26 protein-coding genes are annotated in these 19,668 nt (G+C 49.6%); all 26 read right to left on the reverse strand.

Features of this window, described 5'->3' with window-relative positions; all coding sequences use genetic code 11:
• Positions 1-18 precede the first annotated feature (18 nt).
• Positions 19-993, reverse strand: coding sequence for a heptaprenyl diphosphate synthase component II (gene hepT, locus AC0YN4_RS06870; protein WP_475779392.1), 975 nt, complete (start codon positions 991-993; stop codon positions 19-21).
• The gene (locus AC0YN4_RS06875; RefSeq protein ID WP_475835438.1) at positions 990-1,856 is read right to left on the reverse strand and encodes a menaquinone biosynthesis protein; all 867 of its coding nucleotides are present in this window, start codon (positions 1,854-1,856) and stop codon (positions 990-992) included. Before AC0YN4_RS06875 ends, hepT begins: the two co-directional genes overlap by 4 nt.
• On the reverse strand, positions 1,819-2,445 hold the full coding sequence (locus AC0YN4_RS06880) for a UbiX family flavin prenyltransferase (RefSeq protein WP_475780082.1): 627 nt from the start codon (positions 2,443-2,445) through the stop codon (positions 1,819-1,821). The genes AC0YN4_RS06875 and AC0YN4_RS06880 overlap by 38 nt, the downstream gene beginning before the upstream one ends.
• Positions 2,446-2,474: 29 nt before the next feature.
• Positions 2,475-3,350: a UbiA-like polyprenyltransferase gene (locus tag AC0YN4_RS06885; RefSeq protein WP_475779390.1), complete on the reverse strand. Its 876-nt coding sequence runs from the start codon at positions 3,348-3,350 to the stop codon at positions 2,475-2,477.
• The gene (locus AC0YN4_RS06890) at positions 3,347-4,066 is read right to left on the reverse strand and encodes a demethylmenaquinone methyltransferase (protein WP_475779389.1); all 720 of its coding nucleotides are present in this window, start codon (positions 4,064-4,066) and stop codon (positions 3,347-3,349) included. The genes AC0YN4_RS06885 and AC0YN4_RS06890 overlap by 4 nt, the downstream gene beginning before the upstream one ends.
• A gap of 10 nt (positions 4,067-4,076) precedes the next feature.
• The gene (locus tag AC0YN4_RS06895) at positions 4,077-4,946 is read right to left on the reverse strand and encodes a heptaprenyl diphosphate synthase component 1 (RefSeq protein WP_475779388.1); all 870 of its coding nucleotides are present in this window, start codon (positions 4,944-4,946) and stop codon (positions 4,077-4,079) included.
• Between the two features lie 208 nt (positions 4,947-5,154).
• The gene (locus AC0YN4_RS06900; protein WP_475779387.1) at positions 5,155-5,688 is read right to left on the reverse strand and encodes a hypothetical protein; all 534 of its coding nucleotides are present in this window, start codon (positions 5,686-5,688) and stop codon (positions 5,155-5,157) included.
• An 81-nt stretch (positions 5,689-5,769) separates the two neighbouring features.
• A complete protein-coding gene (mtrB, locus tag AC0YN4_RS06905) occupies positions 5,770-5,991 on the reverse strand; it encodes a trp RNA-binding attenuation protein MtrB (RefSeq protein WP_090976739.1) in 222 nt (73 codons plus the stop codon).
• Between the two features lie 260 nt (positions 5,992-6,251).
• The gene (locus tag AC0YN4_RS06910; protein WP_090976740.1) at positions 6,252-6,527 is read right to left on the reverse strand and encodes an HU family DNA-binding protein; all 276 of its coding nucleotides are present in this window, start codon (positions 6,525-6,527) and stop codon (positions 6,252-6,254) included.
• Between the two features lie 286 nt (positions 6,528-6,813).
• Positions 6,814-8,292, reverse strand: coding sequence for a stage IV sporulation protein A (gene spoIVA / locus AC0YN4_RS06915; protein WP_475779386.1), 1,479 nt, complete (start codon positions 8,290-8,292; stop codon positions 6,814-6,816).
• Between the two features lie 339 nt (positions 8,293-8,631).
• Positions 8,632-9,363, reverse strand: coding sequence for a hypothetical protein (locus AC0YN4_RS06920; protein WP_475779385.1), 732 nt, complete (start codon positions 9,361-9,363; stop codon positions 8,632-8,634).
• A gap of 15 nt (positions 9,364-9,378) precedes the next feature.
• Positions 9,379-9,726 (reverse strand): 2Fe-2S iron-sulfur cluster-binding protein, encoded by a 348-nt coding sequence (locus AC0YN4_RS06925; protein ID WP_090976743.1) that lies wholly within the window; start codon positions 9,724-9,726, stop codon positions 9,379-9,381.
• Positions 9,727-9,768: 42 nt separating this feature from the next.
• Positions 9,769-10,365 (reverse strand): hypothetical protein, encoded by a 597-nt coding sequence (locus AC0YN4_RS06930; protein ID WP_475779384.1) that lies wholly within the window; start codon positions 10,363-10,365, stop codon positions 9,769-9,771.
• A complete protein-coding gene (locus AC0YN4_RS06935; RefSeq protein ID WP_475779383.1) occupies positions 10,365-10,661 on the reverse strand; it encodes a 2Fe-2S iron-sulfur cluster-binding protein in 297 nt (98 codons plus the stop codon). Before AC0YN4_RS06935 ends, AC0YN4_RS06930 begins: the two co-directional genes overlap by 1 nt.
• Positions 10,662-10,713: 52 nt before the next feature.
• Positions 10,714-10,893 (reverse strand): DUF2768 family protein, encoded by a 180-nt coding sequence (locus AC0YN4_RS06940; protein WP_091219030.1) that lies wholly within the window; start codon positions 10,891-10,893, stop codon positions 10,714-10,716.
• Between the two features lie 178 nt (positions 10,894-11,071).
• Positions 11,072-11,353, reverse strand: coding sequence for a stage VI sporulation protein F (locus AC0YN4_RS06945; RefSeq protein ID WP_090976747.1), 282 nt, complete (start codon positions 11,351-11,353; stop codon positions 11,072-11,074).
• A 118-nt stretch (positions 11,354-11,471) separates the two neighbouring features.
• The gene (locus AC0YN4_RS06950) at positions 11,472-12,494 is read right to left on the reverse strand and encodes an NAD(P)H-dependent glycerol-3-phosphate dehydrogenase (RefSeq protein ID WP_475779382.1); all 1,023 of its coding nucleotides are present in this window, start codon (positions 12,492-12,494) and stop codon (positions 11,472-11,474) included.
• A gap of 12 nt (positions 12,495-12,506) precedes the next feature.
• On the reverse strand, positions 12,507-13,106 hold the full coding sequence (plsY, locus tag AC0YN4_RS06955; RefSeq protein WP_475780081.1) for a glycerol-3-phosphate 1-O-acyltransferase PlsY: 600 nt from the start codon (positions 13,104-13,106) through the stop codon (positions 12,507-12,509).
• 79 nt (positions 13,107-13,185) lie between these two features.
• Complete coding sequence (gene der, locus AC0YN4_RS06960) at positions 13,186-14,508, reverse strand: ribosome biogenesis GTPase Der (protein ID WP_475779381.1); 1,323 nt, start codon at positions 14,506-14,508, stop codon at positions 13,186-13,188.
• A gap of 139 nt (positions 14,509-14,647) precedes the next feature.
• Positions 14,648-14,833 carry a capping complex subunit for YIEGIA gene (locus AC0YN4_RS06965; protein WP_475779380.1) on the reverse strand — a complete coding sequence of 62 codons (186 nt, stop codon included), beginning with the start codon at positions 14,831-14,833 and terminating at the stop codon, positions 14,648-14,650.
• Positions 14,826-15,764, reverse strand: coding sequence for a YIEGIA family protein (locus AC0YN4_RS06970; RefSeq protein ID WP_475835439.1), 939 nt, complete (start codon positions 15,762-15,764; stop codon positions 14,826-14,828). Before AC0YN4_RS06970 ends, AC0YN4_RS06965 begins: the two co-directional genes overlap by 8 nt.
• 2 nt (positions 15,765-15,766) lie before the next feature.
• A complete protein-coding gene (locus AC0YN4_RS06975; RefSeq protein WP_475779378.1) occupies positions 15,767-16,396 on the reverse strand; it encodes a YphA family membrane protein in 630 nt (209 codons plus the stop codon).
• A gap of 243 nt (positions 16,397-16,639) precedes the next feature.
• Positions 16,640-17,887 (reverse strand): 30S ribosomal protein S1, encoded by a 1,248-nt coding sequence (gene rpsA / locus AC0YN4_RS06980; protein WP_475779377.1) that lies wholly within the window; start codon positions 17,885-17,887, stop codon positions 16,640-16,642.
• Positions 17,888-17,992: 105 nt separating this feature from the next.
• A complete protein-coding gene (locus AC0YN4_RS06985; protein ID WP_475779376.1) occupies positions 17,993-18,571 on the reverse strand; it encodes a lysophospholipid acyltransferase family protein in 579 nt (192 codons plus the stop codon).
• A 3-nt stretch (positions 18,572-18,574) separates the two neighbouring features.
• Positions 18,575-19,270, reverse strand: a complete 696-nt coding sequence (cmk, locus tag AC0YN4_RS06990) for a (d)CMP kinase (RefSeq protein ID WP_475780080.1) — start codon at positions 19,268-19,270, stop codon at positions 18,575-18,577.
• A 139-nt stretch (positions 19,271-19,409) separates the two neighbouring features.
• The gene (locus tag AC0YN4_RS06995) at positions 19,410-19,643 is read right to left on the reverse strand and encodes a hypothetical protein (RefSeq protein ID WP_475835440.1); all 234 of its coding nucleotides are present in this window, start codon (positions 19,641-19,643) and stop codon (positions 19,410-19,412) included.
• Positions 19,644-19,668: the final 25 nt, after the last annotated feature.

Genomic DNA, 19,668 nt, shown 5'->3' on the forward strand with positions numbered 1-19,668 from the left:
AATTCCCTCCCAAACGCTTTAGTAGTTTCGTTTTGCAATAAAATGCGCAATATCCGTCAAATTTTTCTTCGCCGTAATGTTCGGCAGCTCCTTTAGAGCTTCAATCGCTTTATTCATATATCTTGTCGCCATGGCATCCGCAGTGTGAATTCCGGCGCTCTTACGTATTATGTTCAACGCTTTTTTCGTTTCACCTGCTCCATTCGACTCGCGGATTTTATTTATCTCTACAAGTAAGTCATCTTTAATGGATGGCTCTTGCATCGCGAGCAGTACCGGAAGCGTCATATTGCCTTGTTTTATGTCGGAACCCGGCGGTTTGCCGATCTGTTTCTCGGTGCCAAGCAAGTCGAGCAGATCGTCACGAATTTGGAAAGTCATGCCTACATTATAGCCAAACCGATACAGACAATTAGCCGTCTTACGATCCGCTCCTGCCGCTAATGCGCCAAGCTGACAGCTGATTGCAATTAACAGTGCCGTCTTGCGCCGGATACGAAGCAAGTAGTTGCGCACCGATTGCTCGGTATTGAAGAAGTCACGGATTTGCTCCATCTCCCCAATACACATCTGCACCATGGCTTTGGATAAGATCTGATGAATTTGAGGGTTCTCAAGCTCGGTTACGATCGTAAGCGCTTTGCCGTAAATATAATCGCCGGTGTACATCGCAATTCGGTTATCCCATTTGGATTTAACCGTAAGCTGACCGCGACGGGTTTCGGCATTATCAATCACATCATCATGCACGAGAGAAGCCATATGAATGAGTTCAAGCGGTACCGCAATTCTCTGGAGCACATCCAGTCGGTATGTGCCAAACTTACCGGCAAGCAGCACAAACACCGGACGTATCCGCTTGCCGCCTGCTTTGAGCAGATGCGTCGATGTATCCGTGAGCAGCGTATGTTCGGAAGTAACGCTGCGCGCCAGCTGACTTTCGATTGCATCTAAATCGCTTTTCATTTTGGCGTAGATATCAAGTAGTTTCATTTGTTCACCTTGAGGGCAGATTGGTCTAAGAAAAATTGCATTTGAACCTCATGCGACAACAATCCTAATTGATGCGCATAGTCAAAATACAACGATAAACCTGCCTGCTCGTCCGTTCCGAAGTTATAGTGCAGCTCTTTGAAATATCGTTTCCAATAGGTTGCTTCCCCGCCTAACAATGTGCAGGCTTTATCGATCAGGGGCTGCAGGTCGCTGAGACTTCTGTCCTTGCTTGCCGTCAACGCCTGCAGAACAGTCGAAACCGCCTCCGGGTCTGCTGCTGCAATTTCTTTGCGGACCGCCACGAGCGCGAAAGTCATACCGTAACCTGTCCAATTGCGCCACAGCTCTCCCAAATCGATAACAGCCATGCCCCTTTCCTTATTCGCCCACGAAGCGTGGATGGCTGTATCCCCGATGAGAAGTGCAGCATCCGCTTCCTCCAGCATGGTGTCAAGGTTAGGCTCCATCGTTATATATGAAGGTTCAGCTTTATAATAAAGCTTCATTAGAATTTTGAGCAAATTAACGGAGGTTGCAGACGTTGCCGTCATCGCGATCCGTCCTTGGAGCACCTCTTCGAGCGGTTTCTTTAGAAACAGCAGAATCGAATTGACGCGCCCCCTTGCACTAACCGATAAATTCGGCAGCAGCAAGTATTCACTGGCATTTTCCGCATATGCGTACGAGGACATCGAGGTTATGTCGATCTCACCCTGCCGAAGCGCTTTATTCAATGCAGCCGGGACACGCTTCTCAATGCGGAACCGTTCCTGCGGCAATTGCTGCTCCGCATAATGAAAAATAGGCCAAACGTTCGCATAGTCAATGCGACCGACTGTAATCGGGCGATTTAACCCCATGCTGTTCATCTCCCCATCTTCTGTACAAATCATGATCCAGCGGAAGCTGATCAAGCACTTTCCCGACTAGAAAATTGATCATATCGTCAATTGTTTGCGGTCCATGATAGAAAGCCGGCATCGCCGGAATCAGCTTAACGCCAAGCCGAGCCAGCGTCAGCATGTTCTCCAGATGAATGGCATGCAGCGGCGTCTCGCGAGGGACAAGGATCAGCTTGCGTCCTTCCTTCAGCATAACATCCGCAGCACGTGTCATCAAATCATCTGAAATGCCATGTGCGATTGAAGCCAATGTCCCCATCGAACACGGCATGATGATCATGCCGTCTACTCGGTAAGAGCCGCTTGCAATCGAGGCGCCGATATCCGCATTGGGATGCAGAATCAATCTCCCCGCTTCCATCGTCTCTGGAAACACTGCGGCAAGCGCCTGCTGACGTTTCGTCGTGTCCCAGCCAAGCTCCTCTTTCAGAACCCGCCAGCCTGCTTCCGTTACGACAAGATGTACGTTCAGCCCGCCTTCCAGAAGGCTGCTGATTAGCCTGATCCCGTAGATCGCGCCGCTCGCTCCTGTAATACCGACAACCATACTCTTGCGCGTTACTTCGGCAGTTCGCTCTACCACTTGTGAAGCACCACCAAATCGAGCAGCGCACTGATAAACAATACAACACTCAGTGTTCCGTTCATGGTAAAGAATGCGGTTTGCACACGGCTCATATCATTCGGCTTAACCAGAATATGCTCGTAGCACAGCATGCCTACGGAGATAATGGCACCAATCAGATATAGCCAGCTAAGCGGAGTTAACCAATATAATGAAATGAATCCGATACTCGTTAACAGATGAAACCCGCGCGATAGCCGTAATGCTCCGACCATACCAAACCGCGATGGAATCGAATGCACGCCTTCCTTACGGTCAAATTCGAAATCTTGGCAAGCATATATGATATCGAAGCCGGCAAGCCAGCAAGCTACGGTTGCATAGAGCACCCAAGCCGACAGCTCGAAATGTCCCGCAATGGCAACCCAGCCGCCAAGCGGTGCAAGACCGATTGTCAGTCCAAGCACGACATGACAAAGCCATGTAAAACGTTTTGTATACGAATAAAGCACAAGCATGAATACCGCAATCGGCATCAATTTCATACAGATGGGATCAAGCTGCGAAGCAGCAATGAATAATACAATAAAGGACACCGCGATGAACAAACCGACTTCACCTGCACGCAGCAAGCCTGCCGGGATAGCCCGTTTCGCGGTACGTGGATTCTTGGCATCGATAACACGGTCTATGACGCGGTTCAGCCCCATTGCGGCGCTCCTGGCCCCAACCATTGCCAGTATGATCCAGCCAATTTCACTCCATTCCGGGTACCGATTCTCCATGATTATCGCACCAAGCAGTGCGCCCATGAAAGCAAACGGTAATGCGAAAATGGTATGTTCAAACTTAATCATTTCTAAAATTATTCGGAATTTGCGAATCATGCGTTGTCCGTTCCCTTCGTCCCCATGTGTAATGCCGCGACTCCGCCTGCTAACGGAAATACACGAACATGCTGAAGGCCGATTTCACGGTATTTCGCTGCAAGCTGCTTCGAGTCCGGAAATGCTTTAAGCGACTCCGGCAGCCATTTGTACTGCTCGTATCGCTTGGCGACCATCTTCCCGATCGCAGGCATGACACGCTCGAAGTAGAAATAATAGATCGCTTTGAACGGCTGCCAGGTAGGTTTGGACATCTCCAGGCAAACCACTTGTCCGCCGGGCTTCACCACTCGCATCATTTCGCGAAGCACTTGTTCCAAATCAGGTACGTTGCGAAGTCCGAAACCAATTGTTGCGAAATCGAAACGATTATCCTCGAATGGCAGCTCCATCGCATTGCCTTGCACGAGTGAGATTTGACGATCAAGCCCCTCACTCTTCACTTTCTTCTTCCCTACTTCAAGCATGCCTGCGCTGAAATCAAGCCCTACCACTTCGCCGCTTTCACTTGCCTTCGCAAGCGCAATGGTCCAATCGCATGTGCCGCAGCACAAATCGATTGCCGTATTACCGGGCTTTACATTCATCTTGCGCATCGTGAATTTTCTCCACGCCTTATGTCGACGGAAGCTGATTAAATCATTCATGAGGTCGTACGTTGGTGCAATGCTTTCAAATACGGCATGCACATGCTGTTCCTTAGATTTGGATTGCATGGTAGTCACCTTACCTTCTCTCGCCTTGGGCCGATACCGCAGGTACAAGAGGACGCGTAAACGTTTCTGCGATGCCCATCAACTCGCGGACGAGCTTATCGGAATCAAGACACGAAACGACCGATTGTACATGCAGAGCAGATTGTTTCAGCTTCTCGGCCAATTGTGTGCGAATATCATATTTTGCGATCAAAGACTGTGCGTAAGACGGCTCAGTGGAAAGATCGGATAACTTACGTTTCTCTTCGTCGGTTCCATTATTCCACACATGCCAGTATGCCCAGCTGCCGCTGAATCGCTCTGGCTTCTCGCTGCGAATCAGCTCGTCCATTACGACCTCGCAACGTCCGAAACCTTGAAGCAGTTCCGTCCAGGCACGTGTCAGTTTCTCATCCATACTGTCTGTGAAAGCTTGGAATAGCTCTGTCTTCAGCTGAACGCAGTGGACCAGATATTCTTCTGCCGTCAGCTTCAGCTGCTTCATTCTGAGGTATAAGTTTACCTTCAGCTTATTGACCTCGGAAACACCGCTGCTAATTCGGCGAATCATATCCACCTGTCCCGCTTGCGACAACAGCTGGTAGAATCGGCTGCTGTAGTAATCCCCTGCGAGCACCTTCAACTGACGTGATCGCATCTCACGTTCTTGCAGGCGACCGCTGTCAGAATCGATGAGATCATGCGTATCCATCCCCATCTGTACCAAGGAAGTGACAAGCGAATAGAGCTCACTGTGGAACAGCGGCGTGCGTTGATTGGCCAAAAATGCGAAGAGCAGCCTGATCCTCGAATCGGGAAAATCGGGCAGCTCGGTATGCATTTGAATCATATCGTATTCAAGGTACTTTTTTGCGATCTCAGGTATCTTATATGGTTTCATTTGGCCTAGCCTCCGGACAAAACTTAGATGACAGCTGATTCAACCGACTGCTGCCTCAACCAATCATCTCAATTAGATAAATGCAGAGTTGACCATAGGTCCACCCAAACCAATCATCTGTAGATAAATGCTGTGCCAACCAAAGGTTGCCCCAAACCAATCATCTGTTAATAATCTAAATAATTATAGCACTATGTGTGGCGTTTCGCTACAACTGGGATATAGACAAACGCAGGCGCTGCCTCCAAATTTCGTCCGTAAATGGTTCTGCGGCGCTTAAGTTTGACAGTTCTGTGGACAGCCAGGTATCACTCCTCCTGACATCGACCGCAGCAAGCAATCTGTTAACGGGAATCTCATCGTCATTCTCCGCCTGCATAGGCGTAACGAAGCGGACTAAGACACGGCTCACATTATCCGTATGTACAAATGCAAATTCCAATAGTCGCTGCAAATCGCTCATCCACTCCTCTACAGCATTCCCATAATGCTCCGTAGATAAATCGACCGACAGCACCGATCCTTTCCATGCCACCCGTTTAACGTCGAGTCCAAGATGAAGACCAAGCATAGAATCTACGATCACCCCTGCGCTCAAGCGCTTAATCGGGACGGGGTGAAAGACCGAAATATCGCCTTTGGCTTGCTTCATTCGTGAATCCGTTAACGGGAGAATTGTCAGTAATACGGTAACAGCTGCTGTTACCGCACACGCATAGAGCAGCCTCTTGTAATGCGACATCTACCATCCGCCTCTCGCGCACAGAATGTCCTGCTACTCTAGTGTACAAACTAAAAAAGCAGGCTATGCCTGCTTTTCGGTTTAATCCTCTGTATCGACGGTACCGTACTTGGTCAGCACAGTTGCTTTGCCGCGAATTTTGATCGCTGACGTGTGGTCCGTAAACTGGCAGATGAGGATTTCTCCTTTATCTAGCTTCTCCGTGTGATGAAACTTCGTATCTTGACCGCGAGTCAGTCCGATGACTTGTACGCCTTGGGACTTCGCTTTAATGACGATATATTCCCCATTCTTGTCTTCCATGAATACCGCCTCCTAATGGTCAATTCCACCCTTAAACCGTATCTGTTAAAAAACTGCCTCCCGAACGTCGTGCTCAGGACAGCAGCTATGGCGTGTTATGTTCGACTTCTCTCCAACGAATCCGGGCGAACCCTAGAACCGCAAGAAAAAGTCTACTGGAATTAACTCCCCTTGTCAATAGAAACGGAATCTGTCTTGAGAGACGAAAAACGTCCGGATGCAGCTAGCACCCGGACGTCATCAACGGTCTGAACCGTTTCTTATTTGGAGACAAGATCTTTAAGTGATTTACCCGCTTTGAAAGACGGGATTTTGCTTGCCGGGATGTCGATCTCTTCACCCGTTTGCGGGTTGCGACCTTTACGGGCTTCGCGGCTTTTCACCTCGAAGTTACCAAATCCCACCAATTGCACTTTATCCCCGCCTTGCAGCGAGTCGGAGATGGCATCAAAAACGGCATCAACCGCTTTGGAAGCATCTTTCTTGGAAAGGTCAGTCAATTCGGCTACTTTCGCAATCAGTTCCGTTTTGTTCATTTCTTTCACCTCCCCTGACGGCAGTTCATAAGCACATCATTATCATTCTGTTTTACCGAAACCTCAGAAAATATACCTGCAGGCCTTGGTGCAAAGAAATTCCGTTATGTGCAAATCCTGCATACTGAACCATGAACAGATTTATAGTAATACAGTTGGCTATAGAATTTCAAGAGGCTTAACAAGTTTTTCCGAGGATTACTCTAGGTTTTTCATGCTTTTTACACCGAAATACCCCTGAAAACGACAAAAAAGAGACACGCTGTGTTCGCGTGTCTCTTCCGCTTTACAAGATTATGGCAATCAGACCGCCGGAGCCTTCGTTGATGATTCTGCCCAGCGTTTCCTGAAGTTTATAGCGCGCATTGTCAGGCATCATCGCAATTTTGCCTTGGATGCCTTCTCTTACGATGGAATGGAGCGAGCGACCGAAGATGTCGGACTCCCAGATCTTGATTGGGTCGTTCTCGAAATCCTGCATCAAGTAACGGACCAATTCCTCGCTTTGTTTCTCCGTACCGATAATCGGAGCGAACTCGGACTCCACATCCACGCGAATCATATGGATGGACGGCGCAGTCGCCTTCAAGCGAACACCGAAACGAGAGCCTTGGCGGATGAGCTCAGGCTCATCAAGCGCCATCTCGGCAAGTGTCGGTGCGGCAATGCCGTAACCGGTCGTTTTGACCATTTCGAGCGCTTCCGCAAACCGGTCATATTCCCGCTTCGCATGGGAGAACTCCTGCATGAGCTGCAGCAGATGGTCTTTGCCGCGAATTTCAACCCCGACGACTTCCATCAAGATTTGGTCATACAATTCATCCGGCGCATACAAGTCGATTTCCGCGACCCCTTGCCCCATGTTCATGCCGCTTAGTCCGGCACGTGCGATGAATTCGTATTCCATGAACTGCGAGACGACTCGGTCCACATCGCGCAGACGGCGGATATCTTTGACCGTATCGCGAACCGAATTCTCGTAGTTGCTGCGCAGCCAGTGATTATCGTTCAGCACCATAACCCAGCTTGGAAGATTCACGTTCACTTCATGCACCGGGAACTCGTAGAGCACTTCACGAAGCACCGACATGACTTCTTCTTCTCCCATCGTCGCTACGCTAAGCGTAATGACCGGGATGTCATACTTAGCCTGAAGTTCGCTGCGAAGCGCAAGTGCCTCGTCGCTCTTCGGCCGTGTGGAGTTCACAATGAGGACGAACGGCTTACCGACCTCTTTGAGCTCATTCACAACGCGTTCTTCTGCCTCGACATACGAGCTGCGCGGAATTTCCGCAATTGTACCGTCTGTCGTCACGACGACACCGAGCGTGGAATGCTCTTGAATGACTTTGCGCGTTCCGATTTCTGCCGCTTCCTGGAATGGAATCGGCTCCTCGAACCACGGCGTAGTAATCATTCTAGGGCCGTTCTCATCCTCATAGCCTTTCGCACCAACTACCGCATATCCAACGCAATCAACGAGTCTGACATTCACATCAAGCCCCTCGGCCACACGAAGCTGTACAGCTTGGTTCGGCACGAATTTAGGCTCTGTTGTCATAATCGTCTTGCCTGCTGCACTTTGCGGAAGTTCATCGATAGCTCTCACCCGATCGGCATCGTTCGTGATGTTCGGCAGCACAACCGTCTCCATGAACCGCTTGATGAAGGTTGATTTGCCTGTGCGGACTGCACCAACGACGCCGAGGTAAATATCCCCGCCGGTTCGTTCGGCAATGTCCTTGAAAATGTCCACTTTCTCCACTGAATATCCCCTCCCAATCGTATTTCGCCTGTACATGGACGTACCGTTACTGCTGCTTTCCTCCTGCTGTTCGTCGTCAGGGTTCGCCGCTACCCGCCTGCCACAGTTGCAAACAAGCGACGCAACTCGTACATGATTTTGGACTAGTAATAGCTTATTGCGTCCATGGCCCGATTATGACGACTGCTTCCATGAAATCTTTCGATTTCGATGAGCTTCTCCGCTCCCGGCCTTCCAAGATTGAGATATATGAGAGAAACACCAAAGCTATGCCTGAACGACAAAAAAACTCCTGCCCGAAGAAGCGGACAGGAGCCGAGATGGAACAAGTCGATTTGGTTATTTGAGAACGGCCTGCGGCTCCCCGTTGACTAAACGGTATACAGGAGATTTGACAGGTACAAAGTCTGAAGAATCTACAAGGAGCGCGCGTAAATCCGCGTGTTCCTCCGGCCTCTTGGCACTATCCAGCTTGGAAACGGCTTGCATAATATCCGTACCATAATCAATATAAACATTGCCTTTGGCGTCCATCATTGGGGTCAAAATGCCCCCCGAGAACATACTGTGAAGTACCGGTTCCTTTAGGTCCAGCGCATCGAAATCGATGGTATTAAAGTCCGGATAGAGCGCCGCGCCTTCAGGAAGTTTACCGCTGTTGGCATCTGCATACGACTTGACAGCCGCTTGTACATCATTCATTTGTTGATAGAGAACGAGATTCATAAGCTTAATAGTAGGATCTGTATCCTCGTTAATGATGAGATAATAGTAGCTTCCGCCCTGCTCGTAAGCAGTCTCGGGAATGCTTGACACATAGTTCATTCTCTTCAATTTGTCAAAGTCGACTTTGAATTTCTCGTATACCGGCGTCGATTCGGTGCTGTTCTGCATCGGGAGCAAGCCTGTATCCGTCTGAAACTGATCTACAACGGTTTGGACATTTAGAATTGCATCTTTGGGCGGCTTCTGAAATTGTCCCATCTGGTCTTTGGGATACAGACAGCCGGACAGCAAAGCAGCCATAAGTGCAAGCACCATAGCTGCAGCCGCTTTTCTCAAGCCTTTCATGACACTAACTTCCCCCTACCATAATTCATCATCTTCCGCCTGGCGCATCATTTGTCTTCTGACTGCTGCGCGAAGCGGATCTTCCGGAACCTCGACTACGGCACGGCCAAACACTCTCGCCTGACAAGCGAGCCTTGTCCCCGAGCGGTCTAGACCTGCGAGCTTATAACGCTCATTGTCATTTAGCGGAGACAGTCCTGAGGAGCTGTTCTGCGCTGTTACTTTACACATGAGACATGCAGCTTTCCCGTCACACCGTGTTCGAATGGGTACTCCGGCACGTCTTGCAGCATCCAGGACCGTTGTCCCGGCACGTACCGTTACACTGCGTCCGGAAGGGAGGAATGTAACTTGAACATTCATGGCGAATCCCTCTCTTCCTGCTTCCTACATAATACGTACTATTTATCCGCCGAGCAGTTGCTGTACATATTGTTTCGTCTTCCCTGTAAGCTGATTTCCGGTGGCAATTACTCCGGCAGCTCCCATGTGTAAAGCGGGTTCTTGGCGCATTTGGGCAACAATGAGCCGGGTGCGATCCTCTCGCTCTCGCAGCACATTAAACCACAGCTCATGCGCGAGCGGGACGATTCCCAGCTGATAGGCGCCAATTGTAATGATCGTTTGCAGTGGAGCAAGAACTTCCTCGACCTCTACTGCATAACGATCCTCTCCGGCAGATACAACAAATCCGCCGACTAATTCAACCTGAATACCCTCAATCAGGTAATGGCTGAGCACCGATCGGTAAATCGGACTCACACTTTCATGCTGCCCATCTACAGCGTATGGAAGCAGCGCCATATGAAGTGCAGCCGCAGCTGCATCATCTGCATATAAATCCAGGTCCCGGGGCGGATCACTTAACTCCAGCCCTCGCAGCAGCAGCCCTGCACTGCCGCCGATCAGCCACATAGCTCCCGTAGAAGCGGCTTCCTTTGCTATGACTTCAAGCGCACGGTAGAACGGCTCAGCGGCCTTCATGAGATTGCGTCTTTCCATCAGAAGTACGGCCGGTTCACGGCTTTAATCGTGCCTGCATTCTTCTTGATGATCGCTTGGCAGCCGAGGCGATAGCCTTCCTCCAGCTCACTTGGCTCAAGTCGGTCCCATTCTGCATCCGTGACTTCCTCAAGAAAGTCTGCGCCTTCTTCAATAAGGCAGCGGCATCTTGCACAGGTCCCCCGCGAACAAGAGAAAGCCCAGTCGATATCATGCTTCATGGCCATATCCAGCAGCGACATCCCCTGTAAAGGATAGACCGTCGTACTTCTAGAGCGTCCCTTCAATTCCAGCATCGTTCGTTACTCCTTTTCCACTCCATATCCGAGTTCGTCTAGTAGGCAGCTGTTATGAAATGGAGATCAGTCCGAGAAAACCGCCGATAACCAGAAATAAAAAGGCTGTCATGGATAACAGCATCCGAAGCACGCCTTTGGTCTTGAATCTTGCCAGCGATATCAATACCGCCGCTATTGCCATTAATCCGATACCTACGAATGAAACCCACATCTTCATCATTGGATCCATTTTGATCTCAAACCACCTTGTGCACCAATTATTCGTTCTATTATACCACTTGTCGTGTTTGAACAGCTACTATTGCCGCGATTAACGGAATTTGGTGCAAAAAGAAAAGGACTTCAGCGAAAGCTAAAACCGGCGTTAAGCTTACAATGCCGGGCGCTTTTTGCTTAAGTCCTCATGATTACTTCTTGAGCATCAGCTTCATCAGCATTTCCATGCTATTGACATTCATGCCGCTCTTCTTGACGGCTCCAACGATGTCATTGATCGTTTTTTCCGATACGGGCACCTTCGCCATGGCGGAGACGGATTGGATCAGCTTACGCAGCTCTTCTTCGCTTTGCATCGTATCTTGAGTAACACCGCTGGCTAGCTTTTTGACCGCATTCTCGGTAATCGGCTTGCCCGTCTTTTTATTGACAGCGCTCAGAACGTCTTTAGAGATATCTTTCTTACCGCTCAAAAGTTTCCCTCCTCCAAGTTTTTACATCGTAAAAACTCGCTACCGAGCAACCCCGAAGGCTGCTGCTAGCATCATATGAAGGAAGGACGGGATTTGTGTAGGCTAATCAACTTCCATACTAAACGCCCGCTAAGTCCTCTGTCTCGTGTGTGCGACCTCTGCCCATCAGGGATTCAACGGCGCTGCGCGGCGGCTTATTCTGGAACAATACCGCGAAGAGCTGCTCCGTAATTGGCATTTCCACTCCATACTCATGTGCTAACTCACGAGCAGCACTCGTAGTGCGTACACCTTCGACGACCATGCCCATACGGCTTAACACTTCGTCTACCGAAAGGCCTTCTGCCAGCATAGCGCCTGCGCGCCAGTTACGGCTATGCTTGCTCGTACATGTAACGACCAGATCGCCTACGCCTGCAAGTCCGGCAAAAGTAAGCGGATTCGCCCCCATTGCGTTGCCGAGCCGGCTAATTTCGGCTAACCCGCGTGTAAGCAGCGCTGCCTTGGCATTGTCACCGAAGCCAAGTCCGTCGGTGAGTCCCGCTCCAAGTGCGATAATGTTCTTGATGGCTCCGGCTACCTCGACCCCGATTACATCCCTATTCGTATACACGCGGAAATAAGGTGTAATGAGTGCATCCTGCGCTTGTTCTGCCGCTTCCACATTTGCGGATGCAACGACGACCGTTGTCGGCAATTTGCGGACAACCTCTTCAGCATGGCTTGGTCCTGACAATACAACCAGCCGATCTGCTGTGATGCGCAATTCCTCGAGAAGCACAGTAGTCATACGTTTGTAAGTAACCGACTCAAACCCCTTCGTCGCATGGATGCATATGGCACCCTCTGCGATATAAGGCGCAGCCAGCTTCGCGACATCGCGCATCGCCGAGGAAGGTGCAACGAACAATACAATTTCAGCACCTGTAACAGCTGTTTCAATATCGGTTGTAGCTGTGATGTTTTGCGGCAATATAGCATCCTTCAAGAACCGGCTATTGGTATGTAGCGTATTAATTTCTTCGACTTGCGTTTCACTGCGTGCCCACAAGGCAACCTCGTAATTATTGTCAGCTAATACCGCCGCAAGTGCTGTACCCCAGCTGCCGCCTACGAGCACCGCCGCTTTTCGGTTCGTCATGAACTCGCCTCCTTACCCTTTTCTGGCTCCAAGCTTATTCTCTTTCCCCTGCAGCAGCTTCACAATGTTCGTTCGATGACGAACGAAAGCCAGCACACAGACGATCAGACTAGCCCATACATAGGAGAATGGCTTATCGCCAAAATTCCATACGAAGATTGGCATCAGCACAGCAAAAATAAGCGATCCAAGCGAAACGAAGCGCGTAATCGCAATTGAAATGATGGCTACAGCACCTGCGATCAAGGCAGGAATAATCGCAAGCGTTACCATTACTCCGACAGTTGTCGCAATGCCTTTGCCGCCTTTGAATCCGAACCATACCGGCCAGTTATGTCCGGCAATCGCCGCTAAACCGCATAGTACAGGTCCCCAGTCGCCTCCCGCCATATAGATGCCGAGCAGTACCGCAACGACTCCTTTGGCGATATCAAGCAGAAACACACTGATTCCCGGCCCTTTACCGAGCACACGCAGCGTATTGGTTGCGCCGGCATTCCCGCTGCCGAAATTGCGGATATCAATGCCTTTTACCCATTTGGCAATCAAAATACTAAATGAAAGCGAGCCTAGCAAATAACTGATGAGTACCGCAAGTATGGTGAACACGATAATTTCGCCTCTTTCTTCAGATAAGGAAACTGGTGCCCCGATAAACAGAGACACCAGAATCGAGCAGCAGCATGTAATCTTAATCTTCGTCGGATTTCTTTCTGGTGAAAATACGTACAGGCGTGCCTTCGAACTGGAAAGCTGCCCTGATCTTGTTCTCAAGGTAACGCTCATACGAGAAGTGCATCATGTCCGGATCGTTCGCGAACAGTACGATGGTCGGCGGTTTAACCGCAACCTGTGTCACATAGTTAATGCGAAGACGTCTGCCTTTATCGGTTGGCGGCGGATTAATCGCAATCGCATCAGACACCACATCGTTTAGCAAGTGAGTTTGAATACGCAGCGCATGCTGCTCCGAAACATGACCGACAACAGGCAGCAGTTTATGCAGCCGTTGTTTGGTCAACGCGGACAAGAAGATAACCGGAGCATACGTCATAAACAGGAAATGATCACGGATATCTTTCTCGAAATGCTGCATCGTCTTATCGTCTTTCTCGACAGCATCCCATTTATTCACGACAAAGATCGAAGCTTTACCCGCTTCATGCGCGTAGCCCGCGATATGTTTGTCCTGCTCAATGATCCCTTCCTCACCATTGATCAGTACGAGCACCACGTCTGCGCGTTCAATCGCTTTAAGCGCACGCATCACGCTGTACTTCTCCGTCGACTCGTATACCTTGCCCCGTTTACGCATCCCCGCTGTGTCGATGAGCACGTACTTCTGCCCGTCGCGCTCAAACGGTGTATCGATTGCGTCACGAGTTGTTCCCGCAACATTGCTTACAATGACGCGTTCTTCACCCAGAAGTGCATTCACTAGTGAGGACTTGCCCACATTCGGCCGTCCAATTAATGCAACCCGAATAACGTCATCATCATAATGCTCTTCTACAATTTCAGGAAGCTTCTCAACCGCAGCATCCAGCAGATCGCCGATTCCCATTCCGTGCGAGCCCGAGATCGCAATCGGATCTCCGAAGCCAAGGTTATAGAATTCGTAAATATCATCGCGCCGATTTAAGTTATCGACTTTATTAACCGCAACCACAATCGGTTTGCGTGAACGAAGCAGCATTTGTGCAACCTCGTCGTCGGCATGGGTCAACCCGGTTTTTGCATCTACCATGAAAATGATGACGTCAGCTTCTTCAACAGCCAGTTCCGCTTGCATGCGGACGGACTTCATGATTTCATCTTCACCGTCAATTTCGATACCGCCAGTATCTACGATACTGAAAGCACGACCATTCCATTCTCCCGTCCCGTACAAACGGTCACGAGTTACACCAGGTTTGTCTTCTACAATGGCTAACCGATCGCCAATAATGCGGTTAAATATCGTAGACTTCCCCACATTAGGCCGACCTACTATGGCAATAATGGGTTTAGACACATCTTTCACTCCTCAATAATGAACCGGCTTCACGCCGACAATAATAGTAACACTTCATGTTAAGAACAAGTAGTAGAGGGGCATACTCAAATACTCACGCCTACCATCATAGCAAAAAACAACGGGATTGGCTAACATTTCATTCATGGCGATGATCTACCAATATGAAACACCCGTTCTTCAAATCATGCACGCTCGCATCCAATATCTTTTCGAGCAGAAAAGCGGTCGATTCTCGTTTAGCGATGTCAGGTTCCACGAAGATCGGGGCACCTCCTCCTACCTGCTCATGTTTCATCGTCACGATTGCCACAATTTTAGCCATGCTGTTCTCCCTTCCCCTTGTTCACACTCGCTTCTGTCGGCATACGCACCGCTGATTCCAGAATAGGGACCTTCTCCACAATAATCTTCGCCTTCGTTGCATCCTTCTCTTGAGGAATAAGGAATATCGCCAGCCTTCCGTCTTTCATATCGAGCTTCGCCATGGGAACGAGCGCAGGCTCGCCGTCATCGCGGTACACACCAAGAATGGTTGATAAATCGAACAAGATGGCTTGTCTTTGTCCTAAATTACTTAATGTTGCTTTCCCATTCGGATTGTACGGCGTCAGAATAATGCCCAGTCCCCGTTCGGCAATCAGCTGCTGATTCGACGTTAATCCCACATTCATGATGTAGATGTCGCCGACAAACAGATCAGGGCCATCTACTTTGACATCTGCAATTTCTGCTTTGGCAATATGGGATACGGCTTTGCCGGATTTCAGCCGATACACAAGCAGCAGCGATAGCAGACCCATTCCTAAGCCAAAAGGCAGCCCCAGTGCCAATGAAGCAAGACTGGTCAATAAGGCGGATAGAATCACGAGGTAATTGCGGCCCTCAAAAACCATCGCTATACCTTCGATATAAGTCGAACCGCGAGGGACTAGCTCCATGCTGTCTATTTTGTCCAATGTCTCCCGTTCCATCTTGCGGACATCACGAAATTGCTGCGCGGCCAATGTCAGAAATGTAATAGCCGTGAAATCCTTCTTATACAGCGCCGGTACTGCAACTGCGCCTAGTGCTGCGGCTATGACGCCAAGCGAAATGTGAATGATTCTGCCATGGGGATAGGTCGGGTATTGCCGATAGTCCGTCCGAAGCATGATTAATCTGGCGGTTACGCCAAACACGACGCCCAGCATAATACCATACAGCACATGATGCGGCTGTCCTGCTTTCAACTGTGTCCAAAGTTGCTCCCACATGACTATACGTTCCCCCCTCGCTCGCCTGTTCGACCTTCAACAAAACGGACGGCTTTCTGTTTTAACCAGTTCTTCACGTTGCCGGTTACTCGTGCTGCAGTAAGTGCTATGACTAAGCCATCCCACCACGCCGGGGAGCCGATCATCATCAGCTTCGTGATGACGAGTGGACTGATCAGCAGATCGAGCTGGGAGAAGACGGCTGCAAACACGGCAATAACGAATTGACTGCGGAAGCGATCTGCCAGCAGACCGGCAAATAATCCCGCAAGCAGCGGACCATCCCATGCCGGATTCAGGGCGATGAACACAGGATCCATGCCATAAATATAGCGCACCCACATCCACATAAATCCGGTAAGCAGCGCCGAGAAGACAACGAACAGCATGCTTCCAATATGACGGATCATGGCTAATTGAATGAAAGCCACAGCTATCGCGAGAGCCGCGCTGCCGGTAATAAGTACGCTTTCCCCTACAGTGAGTTCAGCGACATGCAGCAATAAAGCCACCAAAATAAATAATCCAAGCATCCGGGATGACATCCCTTCCGCAACTTGCTCCTTCCAGCCTGTCGCGTAGAGAATGAAAGCCATCGACAGCAGCCAGAACGCAATAAACCCATCATTCACAGTGCTTCACCTCTCTATGGCCTATATTATGTGCTTAGGAGAGTGAACCTAATCCAGCCCGACCTGAATAAGGCAAACAAGGTGAAACGGCTGACGCCGTCCTTTGACAGCGTAGCGCGTTTCATTACGGAGATTTCTAAGCTCATTTATAGATGGGAAACGATATATTCTTAGAAATTGAAAAAAGCCTGTTACTCTGCACAGTTGTGCAAAGTAACAGGCTCTTATAAATCGTAATTACGATTATTTCAATTTGCTCAGCTTGTCGCCGAAACGTTCAGCAAGCGTGAAGCTCATGCTTTCGTTGCTTAGGCTGACGTTTGGATTGTTAAGCTCGACTTTAGGTGCGCGAGGTGCACGCTCCCCGCGGTCGCTGCGCTCTCTCTTCTGATCAGGCGCTTGCTCCGGAGCTTCTTCTGTTTCTTTGATGCTGAGGGAAACGCGTTTCTCAGCCGGGTTGAAGTCAAGAATTTTCGCTTTCACTTCTTGGCCTTCTTTCACAACTTCATTAGGAGTTGCTACGTGACGGTGCGCAAGCTGCGAAATGTGTACAAGACCTTCAACACCCGGTGCGATTTCAACGAATACACCGAAGCTTACGATGCGGCGAACCGTACCTGTTACGATGTCACCTACGTTGAATTGACCGTTTGTCGATTCCCATGGACCTGGTTGAGCAGCTTTGATGCTCAGGCTGATTTTGCCAGCGGCAGGATCCACTTTAAGTACTTTAACACGTACGGATTGACCTTCTGTAACAACATCCTTCGGATGAGCTACATGCTGCCAGGAAAGCTCGGATACGTGAACCAAGCCATCGATGCCGCCGATGTCAACGAATGCGCCAAACGGAGTCAAACGTTGAACAGTACCATCAAGCTCTTGGCCGATTTGCAGGTTGCCGATAACTGCTTGTTTGTTTTGCTCAAAATCAGCGTCCAGAACTTCTTTCGCCGACAGAATTACTTTGTTGTTCTCGCGATCGATTTCTTTCACTTTCACGCGAAGCGTACGTCCTTTGTAATCGCTGAAATCTTCAACGAAATGACGCTCAACCATGGAAGCAGGAATGAAGCCGCGAACGCCAACGTCAGCCACTAGGCCGCCTTTAACAACGTCTGCAACCGTAACTTCAAAGACTTCGCCGGAATCAAAGCGAGTTTGAAGACCATCCCATGCTTTCTCTCCGTCAATTACTTTCTTGGAGAGAACAAGCTTTTCTTTCTCATCGTCGATGCTAACGACTTTCAATTGTACTTCTTGGCCGACTTGAACTGCGTTTTGCGCACTTTCAAGTTGAACCGATGATAGCTCACGAAGGGGAATAACGCCGTCATATTTATATCCAAGGCTTACGAACACTTGGTTATCTTCAATTTTGACGATCGTACCATTCACAGTGTCCCCTTTTTTCAAGGACACGAAATTGTCCATCGCATCTTGACTTACTTCCGCTGCTGCGGTTTCTTGCACTTTTGTTTCTTCTGACATTTAAAATTACCTCCTCGGATCATACCCCAACTTTATTTAAACGTGCAGCCTCAGAATGAAACACTCTCGCAGGCCCACCGTCTAAAACATGAAAAAAAATAATAATTACCCTTGCTTCGCCATCAAACGAATATTCGCCATAATGGTTTCCGTTACTTGTTCGAGCACATCGGAAGATGAATCCTGAATAAAGGCCGTCATATCAATGGGCTTGCCATATTTGATGCGCATCTTACGGAATAATTGGTACTTCCCGATAATAGCGACCGGAATGACTACGGCTCCACTTCGAAGCGCAATCATGGCAGCACCCTTCTTGCCTGCGCTGTTATCGCCTGCATTGCGAGTACCCTCCGGAAAAATCCCCATCACATTGCCTTCTTTCAGCAAGTTGATGGCATTGCGAATAGCATCCTTGCTGACTCCTCCCCGTTTCACCGGGAATGCGCCTAGCGTCCGAATAAAAGGTCCGAGCAAAGGTACCTCGAACAATTCCGCCTTTGCCATGTAATGAACTTTACGGTTCACCTTCGTGCCTACCGTCGTAGGATCAAGCAAGCTGATATGATTACAGCAAAGCACGACTGGCCCTGTGGCCGGAATGTTCTCTAATCCGGTAGCTTCGAACCGGAAAAGCACGGCATAGATGATTCGCAGCAAGCTTCGGCAAATGTTATATACCATAGTTTACTTCGCCTCCGCCGTTTTGGTTCGGCATAAGTCTAGAATATGTGCGACGACTTGGTCAATCGTCAGTTCTGTGCTGTCGAGAACTTCTGCATCCTTCGCACGAACAAGCGGAGAGAACTCTCTGCTTTCGTCGCTTCGGTCGCGATCTGCAATTTCTTGCTCCAATTGCTCAAGCGGCACAAGCTCACTCTCAGATAGTTCCTGGTATCGGCGCAGCGCGCGAACTTGAACGCTAGCAACCAGAAATACCTTTACTTCGGCCCCTGGCAGTACATGCGTACCGATATCGCGGCCATCCATAACGACACCTTTCGCTGCTGCCAGTTTCCGCTGCATCTCAACGAGACGCAACCGAACGGCTTCATGCGAAGCGATCTCCGAAACCTTAAGCGTTACTTCTCTTGAACGTATGTCGGTTGTGATGTTCTCACCGCCGAGCCGCACAATCTGACCTTCGGGTCCCGGTTCCAGTGTAATGTCCACTGTCTTCACGAGCTCCGCCAGCCTGTCCGCATCACTTGGCAAAACTCCCGCACGGTTCGCAGCGAGTGCGACCGCTCGATACATCGCTCCTGTATCAATGTATATGTATCCTAACTGTGCAGCGACTCTTCGAGCGACGGTGCTTTTGCCGGCTCCTGCAGGGCCGTCGATTGCTACGTTAATGCGGCCGCCGTTGTTTCCCCCATCCATGTCCAAGCGGTGTAAACCCTCCTTGAAAGTGCTAAGCGGCTGCTATGTTGCTCTTATCGCCATTAAAAAAGCAGGCTCTGCCTGCGATAGTGAGAATTATACCACAGCAGCCCATGAAGTGCAAAGAACGAAAGACCTACTAGAAGGGCGTTCCTTCAAGTCGATCCACGCCCGTTACCCATAGCCTGACTGCCGGAATTTGCAGCGCGAGCTGGCTAATCAAGACTGCAGCAACCAGCAGCAGAAAGATAATGATCAGCGCTCTCGTAACATCGTCCGAGATGGACAAATAGTCCCTTTGTGATTTCTTCGCCATGGATACCCCCCATATTCCTGCATTGCTCGGATAAGGGTAGTTTTTCCACGTTGTCATTCCTTATGCACCAAGCGCTGGAACT

The sequence above is a fragment of the Paenibacillus sp. J22R3 genome (genome assembly GCF_056269305.1).

What these genes read in the sequence shown, in the direction of transcription:
- hepT (WP_475779392.1), bottom strand. Translation starts at nt 993, where the DNA reads ATGAAACTACTTGATATCTACGCCAAAATGAAAAGCGATTTAGATGCA.
- AC0YN4_RS06875 (WP_475835438.1), bottom strand. Translation starts at nt 1,856, where the DNA reads ATGGGGTTAAATCGCCCGATTACAGTCGGTCGCATTGACTATGCGAAC.
- AC0YN4_RS06880 (WP_475780082.1), bottom strand. Translation starts at nt 2,445, where the DNA reads ATGGTTGTCGGTATTACAGGAGCGAGCGGCGCGATCTACGGGATCAGG.
- AC0YN4_RS06885 (WP_475779390.1), bottom strand. Translation starts at nt 3,350, where the DNA reads ATGATTCGCAAATTCCGAATAATTTTAGAAATGATTAAGTTTGAACAT.
- AC0YN4_RS06890 (WP_475779389.1), bottom strand. Translation starts at nt 4,066, where the DNA reads ATGCAATCCAAATCTAAGGAACAGCATGTGCATGCCGTATTTGAAAGC.
- AC0YN4_RS06895 (WP_475779388.1), bottom strand. Translation starts at nt 4,946, where the DNA reads ATGAAACCATATAAGATACCTGAGATCGCAAAAAAGTACCTTGAATAC.
- AC0YN4_RS06900 (WP_475779387.1), bottom strand. Translation starts at nt 5,688, where the DNA reads ATGTCGCATTACAAGAGGCTGCTCTATGCGTGTGCGGTAACAGCAGCT.
- mtrB (WP_090976739.1), bottom strand. Translation starts at nt 5,991, where the DNA reads ATGGAAGACAAGAATGGGGAATATATCGTCATTAAAGCGAAGTCCCAA.
- AC0YN4_RS06910 (WP_090976740.1), bottom strand. Translation starts at nt 6,527, where the DNA reads ATGAACAAAACGGAACTGATTGCGAAAGTAGCCGAATTGACTGACCTT.
- AC0YN4_RS06920 (WP_475779385.1), bottom strand. Translation starts at nt 9,363, where the DNA reads ATGAAAGGCTTGAGAAAAGCGGCTGCAGCTATGGTGCTTGCACTTATG.
- AC0YN4_RS06925 (WP_090976743.1), bottom strand. Translation starts at nt 9,726, where the DNA reads ATGAATGTTCAAGTTACATTCCTCCCTTCCGGACGCAGTGTAACGGTA.
- AC0YN4_RS06930 (WP_475779384.1), bottom strand. Translation starts at nt 10,365, where the DNA reads ATGGAAAGACGCAATCTCATGAAGGCCGCTGAGCCGTTCTACCGTGCG.
- AC0YN4_RS06935 (WP_475779383.1), bottom strand. Translation starts at nt 10,661, where the DNA reads ATGCTGGAATTGAAGGGACGCTCTAGAAGTACGACGGTCTATCCTTTA.
- AC0YN4_RS06940 (WP_091219030.1), bottom strand. Translation starts at nt 10,893, where the DNA reads ATGGATCCAATGATGAAGATGTGGGTTTCATTCGTAGGTATCGGATTA.
- AC0YN4_RS06950 (WP_475779382.1), bottom strand. Translation starts at nt 12,494, where the DNA reads ATGACGAACCGAAAAGCGGCGGTGCTCGTAGGCGGCAGCTGGGGTACA.
- AC0YN4_RS06965 (WP_475779380.1), bottom strand. Translation starts at nt 14,833, where the DNA reads ATGGCTAAAATTGTGGCAATCGTGACGATGAAACATGAGCAGGTAGGA.
- AC0YN4_RS06970 (WP_475835439.1), bottom strand. Translation starts at nt 15,764, where the DNA reads ATGTGGGAGCAACTTTGGACACAGTTGAAAGCAGGACAGCCGCATCAT.
- rpsA (WP_475779377.1), bottom strand. Translation starts at nt 17,887, where the DNA reads ATGTCAGAAGAAACAAAAGTGCAAGAAACCGCAGCAGCGGAAGTAAGT.
- AC0YN4_RS06985 (WP_475779376.1), bottom strand. Translation starts at nt 18,571, where the DNA reads ATGGTATATAACATTTGCCGAAGCTTGCTGCGAATCATCTATGCCGTG.
- cmk (WP_475780080.1), bottom strand. Translation starts at nt 19,270, where the DNA reads ATGGATGGGGGAAACAACGGCGGCCGCATTAACGTAGCAATCGACGGC.
- AC0YN4_RS06995 (WP_475835440.1), bottom strand. Translation starts at nt 19,643, where the DNA reads ATGACAACGTGGAAAAACTACCCTTATCCGAGCAATGCAGGAATATGG.